Genomic DNA, 19,280 nt, shown 5'->3' with positions numbered 1-19,280 from the left:
CACCGCGGGTCACCGCCCACGCCCTCCCGAGACCACCGACGGCGAGGGCGCCTCACCCACCACCCCGTCGAGGGCAACAGCCTCGGCCCGCTGTCGCGCGGCCCCATCCCCCGCGGCCCCATCCCCCGCGGTCCACTCGGGAGCGGCCGCGCGTGCCGCGCCCTCCCGGTAGCTCTGGCCGTCGGGCGCATACCGGACTGGGCGGGACAGCGCCTGCGCCCCGAAGCGGTGTCGATCCCGGACCTGGTCACGCCAGATCACCAGGGCGGGCAGGAGGAACATCGCGGCCAACAGCGCGACGGCGAGAAGTATGCGATCCCATTCGAACCCGGAATCCACGGTTCGCCCCTTCGGTCAATGATCGTCTTACGACGGGCAGTCTCCGAAAGCCCGAACTCCAAGGCCGGTCGTCTGCCGCCACCGCAGGTCACCGAAGCCGCATCCAGCGGACAGACGTCCCGAAACGGGAATGCGGGTCCACAAGCGCGGACCGGCGGTGCGGCCGAGAGCACGCGACCGGGCAAGCGCCGGCGACAGCATTCCCCACCGGCCAATCCCGGCACGAACCAATCCCGGCACGAGCCAATCCCGGCACGAACCAATCCCGGCACGAACCTCGTGGGCGCCGGGCAGCCGCGGCACAGGCGTCAGGAACGCCGGGCAGCCGCGGCACAGGCCACGCGATCGCCGCGCGGCGGCCCCGCGGGCCTTGCGGGTATCAGGCGATCCCGGCGCGGGCCTGCCTCGGAAGTGGGCGGGAGGGCCGCGGCGGCCCGCGGGCGGCCTGGTGCTCGGCGGGGCCGTCGCAACGGCGGCCGCGGTGTGCCATGCATCGCCAGCGGCCGAACCGGGGAAGGGCGAGGGCCACGGCGGCCGCGGCGAGGACGAAGGTGGTGGGATGGCCCGGCGACCAGGGCCCTGTCACCAGGATTCGCGCATCCTGGCGGGGGGTCGTGGTCTCCCCGGGACCGATCGGGACGGCCACCGCAGTGACCGCTGGCAGCGCCCGTTCGGCCGCCTGCAGGCGCGCCGGCCGCCCGCCGACGCCGCCGACGCCGCTGGCGGCGATGAGGCCGAGCAGCAGCAAGGCCACCCAGGCGGCGCGCAGGCGCCGGTGCTGGAGGGTGGCCATGCGGACAGGCTAGCCCAGCGGGAATCCCTGGCCGACCGGATCGCGAGGCCGGCCAGCCGAGTACGCCCCATCGGCGTGGGCGGTTGCGACCGGGTGCGGTCGGGCAGGCGTAGGGATCTGTGAGCGCTGGAGGTCGATGACGGTTCGCGCGGCGGCAACCACCAGCACCCTCAAGCAACTCGTTGCATTGATACTTGCCGACGGTCGGGCGAGTCCGCGCCGCGGACCGTCGGACGTGCTCGTCTGGGTCGTCAGCCGGACGGTGCCACCGTGGAATCCACCGGCGGCCGGGTTCCCTGGAAGCGGAAGCTGCCTGCCGCCATGGCGATGCCCGTCCGGTCGAAGCCGGCAGCGGCGAGTCGGGCCGGCAACCTGTCGGGGTCGACCGTGACCAAGGTGTCGCCGAGATGGATGAGGCGGAAGCTGTGGTACTTCCCGCTCCGCGGGATCATGGCCACCACGTGACGTGATAGCCGCGTCGTCCTGGGCGAATTTTCTGGCCCCACGATCGCTGGTGGCTCTGCGCGACGGTGACCACCACGGCCAGCATTCATCGGCGGAGTCTCGCCGATTGTTGCGTATCGCGGCGCCCGAACCGCTGCGGCCACGGCTGCACAGTCTTCGGCGCGGTAGAGGCGAACGGCTTCCGACAGCGAGGAAGGCACCCCCCGTTCACCCAACCGGGATCAGGCACGAGACCGCGCCCCCAACCCGCCGCAGCGATCGCCCGCCAAGGCCACCCACCCCAAACCAGATGGCCCCACCCACCCCAAAATCACCCCCCACCCCCACCCCAAAACCACGGGCAAGTTCGTGGGGGGTCTCGGGGGGGCTCGGCCCCCCCGGCAAAATAAAGAGACGCCCCGTTTCTCCCCCCAAAAGGGAGAAAACAAGACGCCCAAAGTCTTGTGGAGCTGAGGGGATTCGAACCCCTGACCCTCACACTGCCAGTGTGATGCGCTACCAGACTGCGCCACAGCCCCAACTGCTGTTCATTTATATCAGACCGAGCGAACCTCGGTGTGTTGCCCCCCTGGCACCGATACCGCCGCGCCTGGCGGGCTACTTCGGCAAGTGTACAGGCTCCGTGTCGGACTCTGTCGGGGCCCCCTGGCTCGGCAGGAGGCGCTCGGACAGACCCGATCCGGCGACGCCGATCTTACCGGTCAGCAGCGGACCCGCGTTGTGCTCGGCGAGCCGGTATCCGCCCTCGACCTGGCGGAGGACCGACCACCGGCAGTTCGCCAGCGGCCCGAAGTGCCACCACAGCTCCGGCGGCAGGCCGAGCACGTGGCCGATCAGCGAGCGCGCCGTGCCGCCGTGCAGCACGAACACGACGAGCCCGGCCGGCCCGGGCGGCAGCCCGTCGGCGCGGATCTCGTCGAAGACCTCCCCGGCGCGCCGGGCGACCTCCCGGTAGGTCTCGCCGCCCCCGCGGCGAACGTCGTCGCCGCGGCGCCAGGCCCGGTCCTCCTCGGGGAACCGGTCGGCCGCCTCGGCGCCGGTGAGTCCGGACCACAGCCCGAGATCGATCTCGCGCAGCCGCGCGTCGGAGCGGAACGGCAGGTCAAGCCCGGCCGCGGTGTCCCGGCAGCGTTGCAGATCGGACGAGACGACCAGGTCCGGGTGCATCGCCCGGATGATCGGGGCCACCGCGGCAACCTGGGCCTGTCCGGTGGCATCCAGGGGCGGGTCCGCGTGCCCCTGGAAGCGGCCGACATCGTTCCAGGTGGTCCGGCCATGCCGCCAGAGCAGCAGCCTCACAGGGCGTTCACCGAGCCGCCGCCGAGCGGGCCGGGCGCCGAGGAGGACCCGGGCACCGAGGAGGACCCGGGCGCCGAGGTTCCTGCACCGGCCCCGACCCCGACGGTCGCGTCGGTGAACGGAATCACCGGGCAGTCCTTCCACAGCCGTTCCAGGGCGTAGAAGACGCGCTCCTCGTCCCGCTGGACGTGCACGACGACGTCGACGAAGTCGAGCAGGACCCAGTGGCCCTCCCGCTCTCCCTCGCGCCGCAGGGGCTTGGCCCCGAGCCGGCGCAGCTGCTCCTCCACCTCGTCGACGATGCCCTTGACCTGCCGCTCGTTGCCTGCGGAGGCGATGACGAAGCAGTCGGTGATGGCCAGCCGCTCGCTCACGTCGAGGATGAGCAGGTCGTGGCCGAGCTTGTCGGCCGCCGCCTGCGCGGCGGCGAGGGCGAGTTCGACGGCTCGCGGGGAAGCGGTCACGCTGAGGGTCTCCAGGGTGGCGACGTCCACGGGACGGCCACCACCGGTCGCCCCGCGCGCCGCCCGTGGTCGGGCGGCTGAGTCCAGCGTGACACATCCCCGCCCGGGCAGTGCACCCATCAGGCCGGCGACGGCCCGAAAACCGTGATATCGCCGCACCGGCCACGGTTCGGGACGGTCCGGCGCCGGGGCCGGGGCTGGGGCCGGGGCTGGGGCCGCCGAAGGTCGGTGGCTCCTACCGGCCAGGCCGGCGACGGGAAGCGGTCAGGCCGGCGGCTGGTAGAGGTGCCGCTTGGCGATGTAGCGCACCACGCCGTCCGGCGTGAGGTACCAGATCGGGGCGCCGCGTCCGACCCGCTGGCGAATGTCGGAGGACGAGATCGCCAGCGCCGGCACCTCCAGCAGACTCACCGAGTTCGCCGGCAGCGCGGCGTCCAGGGCGAGCTGGTAGCCGGGGCGGCTGACACCGACGAAGTGCGCCAGCTCGAACAGCTCGCGGTGGTCCCGCCAGGTGAAGATCTGGGCGAGCGCGTCGGCGCCGGTGATGAAGAACAGCTCGTCGTCCGGCCGGGCTCCGCGCAGGTCACGCAGGGTATCGATGGTGTAGGTCGCCCCGCCCCGGTCGATCTCGACCCGGCTGACGGTGAACTGCGGGTTCCCCGCGGTGGCGAGGAAGGTCATCAGGTAGCGGTCCTCCGGGTCCGAGACCACGCGGTGGACCTTCTGCCAGGGCTGCCCGCTCGGCACGAACACGACCTCGTCGAGGTCGAACAGGGCGGCCACCTCGCTCGCGGCGACGAGGTGGCCGTTGTGGACGGGATCGAAGGTCCCACCCATCACGCCGAGACGCACGACGGGACAGTAACGCTGCATGACCGGCACGCGCGCGCAGCGCCCGGCCGGACGGGAGATGTCCCACAAAGCCTCCCGTCAGCGGCCGCACATCCCCACACCGCACGCCGCCCGGCCGGATCCCACCGCGCCCCCACCCCCGCGCTCCCCGTCCCGCCGGGGGACGACCCGGCGGCCTCCGTCTCGGCGACCGCTGCCGGGGCCGCCGGGACGAACCCGCCCCGCGGGGGACGACCCGGCTAGGCTGATGGCAGGCCGCCGGCCACCCCCGTCCCACCGCGAGGAGGCGCCGCCCATGCCGATCAGCCCACGCGCGGGGCAGCCCGCCGCCCCCGAGGACCTCATCGACGTCAACGCCCTGCTTGCGGCGTATCAGGACGTCCATCCCGATCCCACGGATCCTGCTCAGCGGGTGTCGTTCGGGACTTCCGGGCACCGCGGATCGGCGCTGCGCGGCTCCTTCAACGCCGACCACATCCTCGCCACCACCCAGGCGATCTGCGACTTCCGCGCGGCGGCGGGCGTCGACGGCCCGCTGTTCCTCGGGATCGACACCCACGCCCTGTCCGCCCCGGCGCTGGCCAGCGCCCTGGAGGTGCTCGTCGCGAACGGCGTGGCGGTGCGCATCGCCCCGGACGGCGAGGCGACGCCGACCCCGGTGATCTCGCACGCCATCCTGGGGCACAACCGTGACCGCGGCGCCGCTGCGGCGGGCGCGCCATCCGTACGTGGGCTCGCCGACGGGATCGTGGTGACGCCGTCGCACAACCCGCCGGCCGACGGCGGCTTCAAGTACAACCCGACCCACGGTGGACCCGCCGACACCGCCGCCACCAAGGTCATCCAGGACCGTGCGAACGCCCTTCTCGAAGCCGGTCTCGCCGGCGTCGCCCGGGTGCCCTACGCGCAGGCGCGGGCGGCCGCGGTGGTGCACGACTACGTCGGCGCGTACGTCGCCGACCTGGGCGACGTCATCGACCTCGACGCGATCCGCGCCGCCGGCGTACGCATCGGCGTCGATCCGCTCGGCGGCGCGAGCCTGGTCTACTGGCAGGCAATCGCCGAGCGGTACAAGCTCGACCTGGAGGTGGTCAACACCACCGTCGACCCGACCTTCTCGTTCATGACGACGGACTGGGACGGCAAGATCCGGATGGATCCGTCGTCGCCCTACGCGATGGCCTCCCTGCTTCGCCTCGCCGGCTCCTTCGACGTGGCGGTGGCCAACGACGCCGACGCCGACCGGCACGGCATCGTCACCCCCGGCGCCGGGCTGCTGAACCCGAACCACTACCTGTCCGCGGCGATCGCCTACCTGTTCGGCCACCGCGCCGGCTGGCCCGCGGGCACGGCGATCGGCAAGACCCTGGTGAGCTCGAGCATGATCGATCGGGTCGGCGCGGGCATCGGCCGCGCCGTCGTCGAGGTACCGGTCGGCTTCAAGTGGTTCGTCGACGGCCTCACCGACGGCACCCTCGGCTTCGGCGGGGAGGAGAGCGCGGGCGCGTCGTTCCTGCGCCGCGGCGGCGGGGTGTGGACGACGGACAAGGACGGCCTCATCGCCTGCCTGCTCGCCGCGGAGATGACGGCGGTCACCGGCCGGGATCCCGGGACGCTGTACCGGGAGCTGACCGAACTGCACGGCGCGCCGGCGTACCGGCGGGTCGACGCGCCCGCCACGGCGGCGCAGAAGAAGATCCTGGCGGCCCTCACTCCGGCGAGCCTGGACGCGACCACGCTGGCCGGTTCCCCGGTGACCGCCGCGCTGTCGCATGCGCCCGGCAACGGCGCGGCGATCGGCGGGGTGAAGGTCGTCACCGGCGATGCCTGGTTCGCGGCCCGCCCGTCCGGCACCGAGGACGTCTACAAGATCTACGCGGAGAGCTTCCGCGGGCCGGAGCACCTCGACGAGGTGATCACACAGGCCCAGGTGATCGTGGACGCGGCCCTCGCCCGCGGCTGACCGACCGTCAGGAGGGCAGGAGGCGCTCGATGAAGACCTGGAGCTGGTCGATGTTGCGGCATTCAACCATCTCGTCGACCAGCTCGGCGTAGACGTCGGTCGCCGAATCGCCGGAACCCCAGTAGGTGCGCGGCTCCGGGTTGAGCCAGTAGGAGTGCCGGGCCTGCGCGCACAGCCGCCGGAACACCGCCGCCGACGTCGGCCGGTAGTTGTTGCGCGCGTCGCCGAGGATGAGCAGCGACGTCTTCGGCCCCACCGCCTCCGGGTACTTCTCGGCGAAGACCTCGATGGCGTGGCCGTAGTCGCTGTGCCCGTCGAACCAGACGAGGTCGGCCTCGCCGGAGATCCGCGCCATCATGTCGCCGAGGTCAAGGCCGCGCAGGTAGCGGGTCACCTCGTCGGTGGTGTCGATGAAGGCGAACGCGCGGACCTTGGAGAACTGCTCGCGCAGCGCGTGGGTCAGCATCAGGGTGAAGTGCGCGAACGACGCGACCGAACCGGAGACGTCGCACAGCACAACGAGCTCGGGCTTGTGCGGCTTGTGCGGACGGTGCTTGGTGTCCACCGGCACGCCGCCGGTGGCCAGCGACGCGCGGACGGTGCGCCGGAAGTCCAGCCGGCCGGTGCGGCCGAGGCGGCGCCGCGCGGTCAGCCGGGTCGCGAGACGCCGCGCGAGCGGGTGGACCTGCCGGCGCAGCTCGACGAGGTCGCGCTGGGAGGCGCGCAGGAACTCGACCTGGTCGCTGAGCGGCTTGACCGCGGTGCGCTCGACGGCCTCGATGCCGCGCTCCTCGGCCATCCGGCGCCGCACCTCCGCGCCCACCAGCTCCTCGAACTCGCGGATCCGGTCGGTGATCGTCTGGCGGGCGGCCCGTTCGGCAAGGCCGCCGCGCTCGGAATCGCCCAGCAGCGCCGAGAGCAGGTCGGCGATGAGCGTCTCCGCGGACATCGCGCGCAGTACCCGGTAGAGGAACCAGGAGCGGCCGGCGCTGCCCCGCGCCGAACCGAACGCGCTCACCGCCTGGCGGGCGAGCTGGCGCAGTGCCTCGTCGTCGCCGTCGCGCAGGGCGTCGAGCAGCTTGTCGCGCAGCGCCTGCCGCAGCGCCTCGAGCTCCTCCGGCGTCAGGTCGCCGGGATCCGGCTCCCCGTCGCCGGCCGCGCCGTCGCCCGTGGCCGCCGGGTCGTCGACAAGGTCGTCCAGCGAGACGCCGTCGCCGATGCGAGGCGGGAAGTACAGGTCGAACAGCGTGTCGAAGGCGGGCCGGTACACCGGCCGCTTGCACAGGGTCGCGGCGAACGACGCCCGCACGGCGTCGCGGTCGGCCCAGCCCAGGGCCCCGACGGCGCGGGCTGCGTCCACCGTCTCGGCGCTGCTGACCGGGACGCCGGCCCGGCGCAGGGCGGCGGTGAACTCGACGGTGCGGTCCAGCAGGCTCATGCCGGCGCCCCCTTGTGGACGGGCGGCCGTGGCGATGGCCGCCGCGGTTGTGGTTCGGCGGTAGTCGGTGCGCGCAGGTCAGTTCGCGGTGAGCTTGAGATGGCCGATGGCGCGGGCCTGGTCGCTGGCGTGCTTGAGCACCACGCCGAGGGTGGAGGCGACGGCCGCCTCGTCGAAGGTGTCGAAGCCGAGCGCGAGGATCGTCTGCGCCCAGTCGATGGTCTCGGCGATGGACGGCGCCTTCTTCAGCTCCATCGCGCGCAGCGCGCGCACGATCCGGACCAGCGACTCGGCGAGCTTCTCCGGCAGGTCCGGAACCCGGGAGAGCACGATCTCCTTCTCCCGCTCGGCCGAGGGATAGTCCAGGTTCAGGTAGAGGCAGCGCCGCTTGAGCGCCTCGGACAGCTCCCGGGTCGCGTTCGAGGTGAGGATGACGAACGGGCGCTGGGTCGCGCTGATCGTCCCCAGCTCGGGAATCGTCACCTGGAAGTCCGACAGCACCTCCAGCAGCAGGCCCTCCACCTCGACGTCGGCCTTGTCGGTCTCGTCGATGAGCAGCACCGTCGGCTCCTCGCGACGGATCGCCGTCAGCAACGGCCGGGACAGCAGGAACTCCTCGCTGAAGATGTCGTCGTGGGCCTGCTGCCAGCCCTCCGTGCCGCCGTCGCCGGAACCGGCCTGGATGCGCAGGAGCTGCTTCTTGTAGTTCCACTCGTACAGCGCGCGGGCCTCGTCGAGGCCCTCGTAGCACTGCAGGCGGATCAGCTCGGCGCCGACGGAGGTGGCCAGGGCCTTGGCGAGCTCGGTCTTGCCGACTCCCGCCGGGCCCTCCACAAGCAGCGGCTTACGCAGCCGGTCGGCGAGGAAGACCGTGGTGGCGATCGCCTCGTCCGCGAGGTATCCGGTCCCGCGGAGGCGTTCCTGCACGTCCGCGACGTCGGCGAAAGCGTGTTCCTGAAGCGACATGGCCACCTTCCGTCCCCGTGTCAAGCATCGCCACGTCCATAGTGCCAGGATGAAGCCCCAGACGGGCGACTACGCCCCGCCCGCGGCTTTGGTCCGGCCCTGACGGGCGAACGCCGTGCGTGCGTACGGGGACCGCAGCACCCCCGGCCGCCGCCGGGATCGGTCAGCTCACGAGGTGACCGTCGCCGACGCCGACCCACGTCGTCGAGGTGAGCTCGGGCAGGCCCATCGGCCCCCGCGCGTGCAGCTTCTGGGTGGAGATGCCGATCTCGGCGCCCATGCCGAACCGCTCCCCGTCGGTGAACCGGGTCGAGGCGTTCACCATCACCGCCGCCGAGTCGCAGCTCGTGATGAAGCGCCGGGAGGCGCCGAGCGAGCGGGTGACGATCGCCTCGGTGTGCCCGCTGCCCCAGCGGCGGATGTGCGCCACCGCGTCGTCGAGCGAGTCCACGACGCGCACGGCCATGTCGAGCGACAGGTACTCGGCGGCCCAGTCGTCGTCGGTGGCGGGCACGGCGCGCGGGTCCGCCGCGCACACGGCCTCGTCGCCGTGCACGGCGACGCCCGCGTCGTGCAGCGCGGCCAGGACCCGCGGCAGGAACCGATCCGCCACGGCGCGGTGGACCAACAGCGTCTCCGCCGAGTTGCAGACCGAGACCCGGTGGGTCTTGGCGTTGACGGTGATCGCGAGCGCCTGGTCGAGATCGGCGTCGACGTCGACGTAGACGTGGCAGTTGCCGACCCCGGTCTCGATGACCGGCACGGTCGACTCCTCCACCACCGCCCGGATGAGCCCGGCCCCGCCCCGGGGGATGAGCACGTCGACGAGCCCCCGCAGACGCATCAGGTGCTTGACGGAGTCGTGGTCGAGGCCGGGGACGAGCTGGACCGCGTCAACCGGCAGGCCGCCCGCCGCGGCGACGTCGCGCAGGACCTCCACCAGAGCGATGTTGGACCGCACCGCGGAGGCGCTGCCGCGCAGCAGCACCGCGTTGCCGCTCTTGAGGCACAGCCCCGCGGCGTCCACGGTGACGTTCGGCCGCGCCTCGTAGATGATCCCCACGACGCCGAGCGGGACGCGGACCTGCCGCAGCTCCATGCCGTTGGGCAGCACCCGCCCGCGCACGACCTCGCCGACCGGGTCGTCCAGCGTGGCGACCTGACGCAGCCCGTCGGCCATGCCCGCCAGGCGGGCCTCGGTGAGGGTGAGCCGGTCGACCATGGCACCGGGCGTTCCCGCCGCCTGCGCCGCCGCGACATCCTCGGCGTTGGCGGCGAGAATCCCCGCGGACCGGGCGAGGAGCGCCTCGGCCATCGCGAGCAGCACCCGGTCCTTCTCGCCGCGGCTGACCGGGGCCAGCAGGGCCGCCGCCGCCTTCGCGCGCACTGCTACGTCTCGGACAGCCTCCGCAGAGGTGATCATTTCCGGATCCTCCGTAAGTGCGGGCGCCGCGGCGCAGCCCACTGTCCTGAGGCTACCGGCGCCGGGCGACACTCGCGGCCGCCCGCGCGGACCGGGTGACGATTCGGGCGTTCTGGCTGCCCGACGGCCCGACGCCACGACCACGCCGGACCCCCGTGCCAGTCGGCCACGGGCGCCTGCCTACCGTGCTCGCATGCTCGCCCTGCACACCTCCGACTGGCATCTCGGCCGCGGCCTGCACGGCCATGACCTGATGCCGGCCCAGGCCGCGTTCGTCGACCACCTCGTCGAGGTCGTCCGGGCGGAGTCCGTCGACGTGGTCCTCGTCGGCGGCGACGTGCATGACCGCGCCATCCCGCCGGTGCGCGCGCTGGAACTGTTCGACGAGGCGCTGTCGCGGCTGCGCGACGCGGGCACCCGGGTCGTGGCCATCAGCGGCAACCACGACGCCGCGCGCCGTCTGGGAGACAAGTCCGGCCTGCTCGACCCGCGGATCCGGATCAGGACGGATCCGGCCGCGGTGGGCGTCCCCGTCGTCGTCGAGGACGCCGACGGCCCCGTGCGGATCTACGCGATCCCCTATCTGGAGCCGACGACCGCGAACGCCCTGCTGCCCGCCGCGGAGGCCGAGAGTCCTACCGGCGCAGCCGCCGCGGCAGAGTACTCGCAGGCGGCGACGATGCGCCGCGCGATGCGCGCCGTGCGGGCCGACCTCGGCGGCCACCCGGGCGCCCGCAGCGTCGTCCTCGCGCACGCCTGGGTCACCGGCGGCGCGGGCAGCGACAGCGAACGCGACATCTCCGTCGGCGGGGTCGGCAACGTGCCGTCGAGCCTGTTCGACGGCATCACGTACACCGCGCTCGGCCACCTGCACCGCCCGCAGGCGATCACGCCCGCCGTGCGCTACAGCGGCTCGCCGCTGGCCTTCTCCTTCTCGGAGGCCGCCGACCGCAAGACCTCCCTGCTGGTGGACATCGGCCGCGACGGGGTCCGGGCGGTCCGCGGCGTGGAGGTGCCCACCGAACGGCGGATGGCGGTGCTGCGCGGCACCCTGCACGAGCTGCTGACCGCCGCGACCTTCGCCGCCCACGAACGGGACTTCGTCTCGGCGGTGCTGACGGATCCGGTGCGGCCGGGCGACGCGATGGCGACGTTGCAACGACGCTTCCCCCACGCGCTGCGCCTCGCCCACGAACCACCGCCCGGCGCGGCCGACGAGCGCAGCTTCGGCGAACGGACCCGCGGCCGGACCGACCTGGAGATCGCCACGGCGTTCGTGGCGCACGTGCGCAACGACCCGTCGCCACGGGAACGGGCGCTGCTCACCGAGGCCCTCGACGCGGCCCGGATCGCCGAGGATGCGGCCTGATGCGGCCCCACCGGCTGCGCCTGGAGGCGTTCGGGGCCTTCCCGGGCCGCGTCGATGTCGATGTCGACCGGGTGAGCGGCGGCGGCCTGCTGCTGCTGTGCGGCGAGACCGGCGGCGGCAAGACGACCCTGCTCGACGCGATCGGCTTCGCGCTGTTCGGTGAGGTCCCCGGCATGCGTGGCAAGATCGCCGGTGGCCCGGACCTGCGGTCCCACCACGCCGACGCCTCGGTCCGACCGGAGGTGAGCCTGGAGTTCTCGGTCTCGGCCGGGCGCTACCGGATCACCCGCAGCCCGGCGTGGGACCGGCCCAAGCGTGGCGGCGGCACCACCCGGACCCATCCCACCGCCCGGCTGGACCGGCACACCGCCGACGGCTGGGACACCCTCGCCACCCGGCCGCAGGACGTCGGGCATGAGATCGGCCTGCTGCTGGGGATGACCCACGACCAGTTCTTCCAGGTCATCATGCTGCCGCAGGGACGGTTCGCCGACTTCCTCCAGGCCGGGCACGACGACCGGGAGAAGCTGCTCAAGACGCTGTTCCACGTCAGCCGCTTCGAGTTCACCGAGCAGTGGCTGCGCGACCGGGCCAAGACCGGCCGCGACGGGCTGGCGGTCGCCACGGCCGAGCTCGGTCGGGTGGCCGCGCGGATCGCCCAGGTCGCCGGGGTGACCGAGCCCGCGGACCCGACGGACGATCCCGGCTGGGCCACCGAGCTGGCCCGCGAGGCGGACGCGTCGGCGGCCGCGGCCAAGTCGGCGCACCAGGCCGCCGGCCAGGCCCGCACCGCCGCCGACGCCGCGCTCGCCGACGCCCGCGACCTCATCCGCCGCATCGAGCGGCGCCGCGCGCTCACGGCGCGCCGCGACGAGCTGGACGATCGCCGAGTCGCCGTCGATCAGCTCGCCGCCGACGCCGACGCCGCTCGGCGGGCCGCGGTCGTCACCCCCGCGCTGACCGAGCTGCGCCGGCGCACCGCGGCCGCCCAGCAGTCCCGCGTCGCGGCGGACGCGGCCTGGCAGCGTCTGGCCGCTCACCCCCCGGGCCTGCTGCGCGCCGACCCGGGGGGCGGGCCGGGCGGACCCCCAGGCGTCGAGGAGCTCGGCGGGCTCGTCCGGCTCGCCCACGTCGAGGTCGGCCGGCTCGAGGGACTGGCACGGACCCGGGCGGAGGCGGAGGACGACGACCGGACCGCGAGGGAGGCCGAGCGCGAGGCCGAGGAGCACCGGCGCGACGCCGAGGCGCTCGCCGGCCGGCTCGACGCGGAACTGCCGGCGGTCCGGGCGGCCGCCGAGTTCCGGGTGGCCACCGCACGCCGAGCCGGCGCCGCGCTGCCGGCTCTGACCGAACGGGCCCGGTGGACCCGCGAACTGGCCGATGCGGTCGCCGAGCAGCACCGCGCCCGCCGGGATGCCGACACCGCCCGCGACCGCGCCGCCGAGGCCCGGGCGCGCGCCGGGGACGTGCGCCGGCAGCGCTTCGACGCGATCACCGCGGAACTCGCCGCGGCGCTCGTCGACGACACGCCCTGTCCGGTCTGCGGCGCGTTCGAACACCCCGATCCGGCAGGGGTCCGCGCCGATCATGTGAGCAAGGACGAGGAGACCGCCGCCGAGCAGGAGGCGGACCGGCGCGCGGCCGGCGCGGCGACCGCACTGCGCGCCGCCGACCGGTGGGAGACGCAGGTCCGCACGCTGCATGCCGAGCTGGCCCGCGAGCCGTCCGATCCCTCGGACTCGCCCACCCCACCGGGCCCGAGCACGGACGGCTCGCCCGACCTCCCGCCCGCGCACGACTCGGCAGAGCCGGACGAGTCAGCGGCACCCGACGGGACAGCAGCACCCGACGGGACAGCGGCACCCGACGGGACAGCGGCAGCACCGGACGGCGCCGCGGACGCGCTGGCGCAGGTGCGACGCTTCGATCTCGTCGAGCTGCTCGACGACCGGGCACCTGCGGCGGCGCGCCGGCTCGCCGAGCTCGCCGCCGGCGTGGACGACCTGGTGGCTGCCCGCGGTCGGGCCGCCGCGGACCTGGCTCCCGCCGAGGTAGCCCTGCTCGCCGCGTACGAGGAGGAGAAGGACGCCGCTGCCCGGCTGGCGGGCGCGCGGTCCAGCGAGCAGGCGGCCCGGCTGCGCGCTTCGCAGATGCGCCGGCTGGCCGCGACACGGCTCGCCGCGGTTCCCGCCGACCTGCGCGACGCTGAGGCCCTGACGGCCCGACTGGACGCGGTGACGGCGCTCGCCGCCGACCAGGAGGCCACGCACGAGGCGGAACTGGCGGCCGAGCGGGCCCGCGCGGAGCACGTGCGGGCCGGTCTCACCGCGCTCGACCTCGTTCGCCAGGCCGGCTTCACCGACCTGGACGATGCCGCCGCCGCCGTCCGCGACGGGGACTGGCAACGCATCGCCGAGCAGGAGGTCCAGGAGTACCGGGAGGAGACCGCCGCGGTCGCCGCGGCGCTGGCCGGCGACGATCTCGCCGTCGACCCCGACACCACCGTGCCCCTCGCCGAGCACGAGGCGACCGCCGAGGCGGCTCGGCAGGCACACGAGTCGGCCGTCGCATCGCTCGCGCGGGCGAGCGGGCGGGCCACCGAGCTCGCAGCCCTCCGCACCTCCTTCACCGCGGATCTCACCGCCCTGGGTCCCCTGCGCGCCGAGGCCGACGAGCTGCATCAGCTCGCCGAGCTCGCCGCGGGCCGCGGCGGCAACACCGAGGGAATGCCGCTGTCGAGCTTCGTGCTCGCGGCCCGGCTGGAGGAGGTGGCGGCCGCTGCGAGCCGGCGGTTCGCCGCGATGAGCGCCGGGCGCTTCACCCTCGTCCATGACACCGAGGAGCGGCGCGACCGGCGGCGCCGGGCGGGGTTGGGTCTGCTCGTCGAGGACGCGTGGACGGGCCGGCGACGCAACACCAGGACGCTGTCCGGCGGCGAGACCTTCCAGGCCGCGTTGTCGCTGGCCCTCGGGCTCGCCGACGTCGTGACCGCCGAGGCCGGCGGGCGGCGGATGGATGCGCTGTTCATCGACGAGGGGTTCGGGACGCTGGATCCCGACAGCCTGGACGAGGTGATGGGCGTCCTCGACGAGCTGCGCTCCGGCGGCCGGCTCGTCGGGGTCGTCAGCCACGTCGCCGACCTGCGCCAGCGCATCCCGAACCAGATCCGGGTCGTCAAGGGCACGAACGGCAGCCGCGTCGAGACCACTCCCTGAACCGTCCGGCCGGCCCGGAGGCGCGGAGGCGCGGCGCGGTGGATCAGCGGGTCGGCAGCAGCAGGACGAGGTCGTCCCGGTGCACGATCTCCCGTTCGTAGGAGGGGCCCAGTTCGGCGGCGAGCTCGGCGGTGGACCGCCCCAGCATCGCCGGCAGCTCCACCGCGTCGAACGCCACCAGCCCTCTGGCCACCGGACGCCCGTCGGGAGCGACGAGGTCGACGGGGTCGCCCGCGGCGAAGTCGCCCTCGACGCCGGTGACCCCGGCGGGCAGCAACGACGCCCGCCGCCGCACGACGGCCGCGACGGCCCCGTCGTCCAGGCGCAGCAGCCCCTCCGGCGCGGTGGCGTGCGCCAGCCACAGCAGCCGGGAGGCCCGACGCGGGCCGGTGGGATGGAACACCGTCCCGACCTCCTCGCCGCGCAGCACGGGCGCGGCGTTCGCCGCCGAGGTGATGATCGCGGTAACGCCACCGGACGCGGCCATGCGGGCGGCCTCGATCTTGGTGGCCATGCCGCCGACGCCGACACCGGCGGTGCCCGTCCCGCGGGCGGTGAGCCCGGCGAGATCTGCGTCCGAGCGGACCTCGCGCAGCAGGTTCGCCGGCCCGTGGCGGGGGTTGGCGTCGTAGAGACCGTCCACATCCGACAGCAGCACCAGCAGGTCGGCGGACACCAGGTGGGCGACGATCGCGGCGAGGCGGTCGTTGTCGCCGAAGCGGATCTCCTGCGTGGCCACCGCGTCGTTCTCGTTGACGATCGGAACGACGCCGAGTTCGAGGAGCCGGTCGAGCGCGGTACGCGCGTTGCGGTAGTGGGTGCGGCGGATGACGTCGGTGGCGGTCAGCAGCACCTGGCCGACCCGGAAGCCCGCCCGGCCGAAGGCTGAGGCGTAGCTGTGGACCAGGGAGCTCTGCCCCACGCTGGCCGCGGCCTGCTGGGTGGCGAGGTCACGCGGCCGGCGGGCCAACCCCAGCGGGGCGAGACCGGCGGCGATCGCCCCGGAGGAGACGAGCACGAGCTGCCCGGCCCTGGGCAGCAGCGCGGACACGAGCCCCTCCAGGCGGGCGACGTCGAGTCCGCCCGCCGCCGTCGTCAGCGAGGACGACCCGACCTTGACGACGACCCGCTGCGCGTCGGCCACGAACGCCCGCATGTCGGCGCCTACGCGTCCGCGTCGACGGCGCCGCCCGTCCGGGCGTCGGCACCCGCGGCATCGGCACCCACGGCGTCGGCACCCACGGCGTCGGCACCCACGGCGTCGGCGTCGCCCAGGCGGGCGCGCCGTGCCCGGGCCATCCGCTCGGCCCGGGTGAGCCGGACCGAGCTGCTGAGCCGGTCGTCGCTGCCGCGGGGCCCGAGGGACGCCGCCACCGGGGCCGCCGCGCGACCCGCGGGGCGCGGGGGCACGGTCGGGACGTCCGGGTGCCGCTCCCCCACCGCCACGGCCTGGGCACCCGCGCCCGGCTCGTCGACGCCGAGCCGATCCTCGGCGGCGTTCCCGCCGCCGACCAGCCCGACGCCGCCCAGCCCGCCGCCGCTCAGGGTCGGCTCCCAGTCGAAGGTGACGTCGCCGATCGTGACCTCGACGCCCGCGGTCGCGCCGAGGCGGGCGAGCTCCTTCTCCACCCCGAGCCGGGCGAGCCGGTCGGCGAGGAAGCCGATGGCCTCGTCGTTGGTGAAGTCGGTCTGGCGCACCCACCGCTGCGGCTTCGCCCCGGTGATGAGAAAACCGTCGCCGAGAGACGTCACGGTGAAGTCGGGTTCGTTCACCGCCCGCGGACGCAGGACGACGCGGGTCGCGGACCGGCTCGGCGCCGCCGCCCGCAGCGCCGCGACCCGCTCCGCCAACGCCAGCGACAGCGCATGCACTCCCCGCCGGGTGGCGCTGCTCACCGCGAACACGTCGAGCCCTCGGGCCCGCAGATCGGCGGTGACCAGGTCGGCGAGATCGGCGGCGTCGGGCACATCGATCTTGTTGAGGACGACGAGCCGGGGACGGTCGGACAGGTCGGCGGAGTAGGCCGCGAGCTCGGCCTCGATGACGTCGAGATCGGACAGCGGGTCGCGTCCCGGCTCGAGGGTCGCGCAGTCCAGCACGTGCACGATCAGCGAGCAGCGCTCGATGTGCCGGAGGAACTCCAGGCCCAGGCCGCGCCCCTCGCTCGCCCCGGGGATGAGGCCCGGGACATCCGCCACCGTGTACGGCGGGTGATCCCCCGCCTGGGCTACCCCGAGGTTGGGCACGAGGGNGGTGAACGGGNAATCAGCGATCTTGGGCTTGGCGGCGCTCAGCACCGACACCAGGGACGACTTCCCCGCGCTGGGAAATCCGACGAGCGCGACGTCGGCCACCGTCTTGAGCTCCAGGACGGCGTCGAGCAACTCGCCGGGCTCGCCGAGCTCGGCGAATCCGGGGGCCTTGCGGCGGGCGGAGGCCAGCGCCGCGTTCCCCCGACCACCACGGCCGCCGCGAGCGAGCACGAACGCGCTGCCCGCCCCGACCAGGTCGATGAGCTGCTCGCCGTCGCCGGTGAGGACCACCGTGCCGTCGGGCACGGGGAGGATGAGGTCCTCCCCGTCCGCGCCACTCCGGTTCGAGCCCTGGCCGGGTCGGCCGCGCGAGGCCCGCTGGTGCGGATGGAAGTGGAAGTCGAGCAGCGTGGTCACGCTCGGGTCCACGACGAGACGGACATCGCCGCCGCGGCCGCCGTCACCGCCGTCCGGACCGCCCAGCGGCTTGAACTTCTCCCGGTGGATGGAGGCGCAGCCATGGCCGCCGTCGCCGGCCGCCGCGTGCAACACCACCCGGTCGACGAAGGTCGGCATCGCTGCTCCCTCTTCCCTGGTCCATCTCGTACGGTCTGCGGACCGTCGTCACATGCATGCCAAAACCGCGCGCACCAAACCCAGGCGGGATGATGCGCGCGGCTGTGTGCTCGGGTCTCCGAGGCGGCAAGCGCCGGGACGGCTGAGCCAGGCCTGGCTCAGCCGGTCGGCATCACCGCCCGATCGAGTCAGGCGGCGGGCGCCGCCACCTGCTCGACCACGTTCACGACGCGGCGGCCACGCCGGTGGCCGAACTGCACGTGACCGGCCGACAGCGCGAACAGCGTGTCGTCCTTGCCTCGGCCGACCAGCTCACCGGGGTGGAAGTGGGTGCCGCGCTGGCGAACGATGATCTCGCCGGCCTTGACGAACTGGCCGCCGAAGCGCTTCACGCCCAGCCGCTGGGCGTTGGAGTCCCGACCGTTGCGCGAGGAGCTCGCGCCCTTCTTATGCGCCATCTCGCTCAGGCCTTCCCGGTCTCGATGCCGGTCACCTTGAGACGCGTCAGCTTCTGGCGGTGGCCCTGACGCTTGTGGTAGCCGGTCTTGTTCTTGAACTTGTGGATCCGGATCTTCGGACCCTTGACGACGCCGACCACCTCGGCGGTCACCTCGACGGACGCGAGCGCGCCGGCTTCGTGGGTGACCGAGTCGCCGTCGACGAGCAGGAGCGCCGGAAGGTTCACGGCCGCGCCCGGCTTCCCGGAAAGGAGCTCGACGTCGACGACATCGCCGACGGCGACCCTGTGCTGCTTGCCGCCGCTGGCAACGACCGCGTACACCAGATCTCCCTGCTGTTGTTGAACCGCTGTGACCGCACGGAACTACGTTCCCCGCGGAGCTTTGGGTACGCCCCCCGCCGCCGACGGCCGCACAGCAGCCGTCAGGCGGCTCTTCCGGTGGGCCGGGCCCAGTCCGGATGAACGCGCGGACTCCACCTTACAGGTCATCGCCGCGGGGGTGACGACCGGGAGCCGCGACGGCAGTGCCCGCCGGGTGCCGGACGGGCCGACGGAGACGGCGAGGTCGGCGTTTCCCGGTGGGGATCCGGCCGGATCCCCACCGGACCGGTCACCCCGGTCGCACCCCACCGTCCCCCGCACGCGGGCCATATCTCTGGATGACCCGGACGGGCCATGGTGGAGCGGGCCGAGGAAGGAGAAGCATGGATCGTCCGCATGGCGCAGTTCCACGATGGATCGTGAGGCTTCGACGCCGGAGACAACATGGCGGGAGACAACGTCGCGCCGGGGGTGATGGGGATGGTCTGGCAACTGCTCGTCTGGACCGCGGGGGCCGGAACCGCCATGGCGCTCGCCGTGGCATGCCGCCCAGCGGCCGAGGCGGCCCGCCGCCACGGCTCGGTTCCCGGCACGGTGCCGGCCGCGACCGGCGCCCTGGCAGCGCTGGTGGTGGTCGGCCTGGCCCTCACCGCCTTCGCCGGTGTGCCGCCCTGGGCCGGTGCCTGCTGGCTGGTGGGGACCGCGCTGGCGGCGGGGTGGATCGCGCTGCGGCGCCGGGATCCTGCCGCCTGGGGAGTGCCCGTGACGCAGCCGGTAGGTGGGGAGACGGGGCAGGACGGCTCGCCGCGCCAGTGGATGAGTCCCGACCTCGCCGATCAGGACGATCTCGTCCAGTCGCTGACGATCGCGTCGTACGCGTTGCAGATGGGTGACCCGGGGCGGGCCCATCAGGCCGTCGAGGTCGCGCTGTCCCGCTCCCGGGCCACCCTGGATCTGCTGATGCGGGAGAACCCGGGCCGCGGGTTCGTCCGCTCCGGCCCGGCCACGTCCCAGACTCCGGCCGGTCCAACCGCCGCCTGAGGCTGCCTCCCGGCCGCGTCACCCGGTGGCCGCCCCTCCCGCC

The 19,280-nt window shown here is 74.0% G+C and carries 17 protein-coding genes, 1 tRNA gene and 1 pseudogene; 4 read left to right on the top strand and 15 right to left on the bottom strand.

Annotated elements, in window-relative coordinates; genetic code table 11:
* Positions 1 to 9: 9 nt before the first annotated feature.
* The 7 genes from FF36_RS36685 to nadD all read right to left on the bottom strand — a co-directional run bounded on the left by FF36_RS36685 (position 10) and on the right by nadD (position 4,197).
* A complete protein-coding gene (locus FF36_RS36685; RefSeq protein WP_236706250.1) occupies positions 10 to 339 on the bottom strand; it encodes a hypothetical protein in 330 nt (109 codons plus the stop codon).
* Between the two features lie 379 nt (positions 340 to 718).
* Positions 719 to 1,132 carry a hypothetical protein gene (locus tag FF36_RS00605; RefSeq protein WP_044882943.1) on the bottom strand — a complete coding sequence of 138 codons (414 nt, stop codon included), beginning with the start codon at positions 1,130 to 1,132 and terminating at the stop codon, positions 719 to 721.
* Positions 1,133 to 1,383: 251 nt separating this feature from the next.
* Positions 1,384 to 1,584: a hypothetical protein gene (locus FF36_RS00600; RefSeq protein ID WP_199865292.1), complete on the bottom strand. Its 201-nt coding sequence runs from the start codon at positions 1,582 to 1,584 to the stop codon at positions 1,384 to 1,386.
* A gap of 457 nt (positions 1,585 to 2,041) precedes the next feature.
* Positions 2,042 to 2,115 (bottom strand) — tRNA-Ala (locus tag FF36_RS00595).
* Between the two features lie 79 nt (positions 2,116 to 2,194).
* A complete protein-coding gene (locus FF36_RS00590) occupies positions 2,195 to 2,896 on the bottom strand; it encodes a histidine phosphatase family protein (protein WP_044882941.1) in 702 nt (233 codons plus the stop codon).
* Positions 2,893 to 3,360 carry a ribosome silencing factor gene (rsfS, locus tag FF36_RS00585; RefSeq protein WP_044883044.1) on the bottom strand — a complete coding sequence of 156 codons (468 nt, stop codon included), beginning with the start codon at positions 3,358 to 3,360 and terminating at the stop codon, positions 2,893 to 2,895. Before rsfS ends, FF36_RS00590 begins: the two co-directional genes overlap by 4 nt.
* A gap of 264 nt (positions 3,361 to 3,624) precedes the next feature.
* Positions 3,625 to 4,197 (bottom strand): nicotinate-nucleotide adenylyltransferase, encoded by a 573-nt coding sequence (nadD, locus tag FF36_RS00580; protein WP_173667258.1) that lies wholly within the window; start codon positions 4,195 to 4,197, stop codon positions 3,625 to 3,627.
* Between the two features lie 310 nt (positions 4,198 to 4,507).
* Here nadD and pgm point away from each other — a divergent pair, with 310 nt between their 5' ends.
* Positions 4,508 to 6,175, top strand: coding sequence for a phosphoglucomutase (alpha-D-glucose-1,6-bisphosphate-dependent) (gene pgm, locus FF36_RS00575; protein ID WP_044882940.1), 1,668 nt, complete (start codon positions 4,508 to 4,510; stop codon positions 6,173 to 6,175).
* Positions 6,176 to 6,182: 7 nt separating this feature from the next.
* Here the strand turns inward: pgm and FF36_RS00570 are convergent, their stop codons facing one another.
* The 3 genes from FF36_RS00570 to FF36_RS00560 form a co-directional block, all read right to left on the bottom strand.
* On the bottom strand, positions 6,183 to 7,613 hold the full coding sequence (locus FF36_RS00570) for a vWA domain-containing protein (protein WP_044882939.1): 1,431 nt from the start codon (positions 7,611 to 7,613) through the stop codon (positions 6,183 to 6,185).
* A gap of 78 nt (positions 7,614 to 7,691) precedes the next feature.
* Complete coding sequence (locus tag FF36_RS00565) at positions 7,692 to 8,579, bottom strand: AAA family ATPase (RefSeq protein WP_044882938.1); 888 nt, start codon at positions 8,577 to 8,579, stop codon at positions 7,692 to 7,694.
* 163 nt (positions 8,580 to 8,742) lie between these two features.
* On the bottom strand, positions 8,743 to 10,002 hold the full coding sequence (locus tag FF36_RS00560) for a glutamate-5-semialdehyde dehydrogenase (protein ID WP_044882937.1): 1,260 nt from the start codon (positions 10,000 to 10,002) through the stop codon (positions 8,743 to 8,745).
* A gap of 193 nt (positions 10,003 to 10,195) precedes the next feature.
* Here FF36_RS00560 and FF36_RS00555 point away from each other — a divergent pair, with 193 nt between their 5' ends.
* Together FF36_RS00555 and FF36_RS00550 are read left to right on the top strand one after the other, a co-directional pair.
* On the top strand, positions 10,196 to 11,371 hold the full coding sequence (locus FF36_RS00555; RefSeq protein WP_044882936.1) for an exonuclease SbcCD subunit D: 1,176 nt from the start codon (positions 10,196 to 10,198) through the stop codon (positions 11,369 to 11,371).
* Complete coding sequence (locus tag FF36_RS00550) at positions 11,371 to 14,586, top strand: AAA family ATPase (protein ID WP_044882935.1); 3,216 nt, start codon at positions 11,371 to 11,373, stop codon at positions 14,584 to 14,586. Before FF36_RS00555 ends, FF36_RS00550 begins: the two co-directional genes overlap by 1 nt.
* Before the next feature lie 43 nt (positions 14,587 to 14,629).
* On the opposite strand, the gene proB is transcribed toward FF36_RS00550, so the two are convergent.
* The 5 genes and pseudogenes from proB to rplU all read right to left on the bottom strand — a co-directional run bounded on the left by proB (position 14,630) and on the right by rplU (position 18,196).
* A complete protein-coding gene (gene proB / locus FF36_RS00545) occupies positions 14,630 to 15,742 on the bottom strand; it encodes a glutamate 5-kinase (protein ID WP_044882934.1) in 1,113 nt (370 codons plus the stop codon).
* An 8-nt stretch (positions 15,743 to 15,750) separates the two neighbouring features.
* Positions 15,751 to 16,838: pseudogene (gene obgE / locus FF36_RS00540) on the bottom strand (GTPase ObgE); the annotation flags it as partial.
* 12 nt (positions 16,839 to 16,850) lie between these two features.
* Positions 16,851 to 17,415 (bottom strand): Obg family GTPase (locus FF36_RS36680; RefSeq protein ID WP_479686762.1); only part of this gene is annotated, 565 nt, incomplete at its 3' end.
* A 188-nt stretch (positions 17,416 to 17,603) separates the two neighbouring features.
* Complete coding sequence (gene rpmA, locus FF36_RS00535) at positions 17,604 to 17,873, bottom strand: 50S ribosomal protein L27 (protein WP_009739808.1); 270 nt, start codon at positions 17,871 to 17,873, stop codon at positions 17,604 to 17,606.
* 5 nt (positions 17,874 to 17,878) lie between these two features.
* Entirely contained in the window at positions 17,879 to 18,196 is a 318-nt protein-coding gene (gene rplU, locus FF36_RS00530; RefSeq protein WP_041939020.1) for a 50S ribosomal protein L21, read from the bottom strand.
* A 444-nt stretch (positions 18,197 to 18,640) separates the two neighbouring features.
* Here rplU and FF36_RS00525 point away from each other — a divergent pair, with 444 nt between their 5' ends.
* The gene (locus tag FF36_RS00525) at positions 18,641 to 19,237 is read left to right on the top strand and encodes an MFS transporter (protein ID WP_242422210.1); all 597 of its coding nucleotides are present in this window, start codon (positions 18,641 to 18,643) and stop codon (positions 19,235 to 19,237) included.
* Positions 19,238 to 19,280: the final 43 nt, after the last annotated feature.

It is taken from the genome of Frankia torreyi (assembly GCF_000948395.1).
Taxonomy (GTDB): Bacteria; Actinomycetota; Actinomycetes; order Frankiales; family Frankiaceae; genus Frankia; species Frankia torreyi.
Note: the sequence above shows the minus strand (reverse complement) of the source record. Positions and strands in the feature narration are given on the sequence as shown.

What these genes read in the sequence shown, in the direction of transcription:
- FF36_RS00605 (WP_044882943.1), bottom strand. Translation starts at nt 1,132, where the DNA reads ATGGCCACCCTCCAGCACCGGCGCCTGCGCGCCGCCTGGGTGGCCTTG.
- FF36_RS00600 (WP_199865292.1), bottom strand. Translation starts at nt 1,584, where the DNA reads ATGATCCCGCGGAGCGGGAAGTACCACAGCTTCCGCCTCATCCATCTC.
- nadD (WP_173667258.1), bottom strand. Translation starts at nt 4,197, where the DNA reads ATGGGTGGGACCTTCGATCCCGTCCACAACGGCCACCTCGTCGCCGCG.
- pgm (WP_044882940.1), top strand. Translation starts at nt 4,508, where the DNA reads ATGCCGATCAGCCCACGCGCGGGGCAGCCCGCCGCCCCCGAGGACCTC.
- FF36_RS00570 (WP_044882939.1), bottom strand. Translation starts at nt 7,613, where the DNA reads ATGAGCCTGCTGGACCGCACCGTCGAGTTCACCGCCGCCCTGCGCCGG.
- FF36_RS00565 (WP_044882938.1), bottom strand. Translation starts at nt 8,579, where the DNA reads ATGTCGCTTCAGGAACACGCTTTCGCCGACGTCGCGGACGTGCAGGAA.
- FF36_RS00560 (WP_044882937.1), bottom strand. Translation starts at nt 10,002, where the DNA reads ATGATCACCTCTGCGGAGGCTGTCCGAGACGTAGCAGTGCGCGCGAAG.
- FF36_RS00555 (WP_044882936.1), top strand. Translation starts at nt 10,196, where the DNA reads ATGCTCGCCCTGCACACCTCCGACTGGCATCTCGGCCGCGGCCTGCAC.
- FF36_RS00550 (WP_044882935.1), top strand. Translation starts at nt 11,371, where the DNA reads ATGCGGCCCCACCGGCTGCGCCTGGAGGCGTTCGGGGCCTTCCCGGGC.
- proB (WP_044882934.1), bottom strand. Translation starts at nt 15,742, where the DNA reads ATGCGGGCGTTCGTGGCCGACGCGCAGCGGGTCGTCGTCAAGGTCGGG.
- rpmA (WP_009739808.1), bottom strand. Translation starts at nt 17,873, where the DNA reads ATGGCGCATAAGAAGGGCGCGAGCTCCTCGCGCAACGGTCGGGACTCC.
- FF36_RS00525 (WP_242422210.1), top strand. Translation starts at nt 18,641, where the DNA reads ATGGCGGGAGACAACGTCGCGCCGGGGGTGATGGGGATGGTCTGGCAA.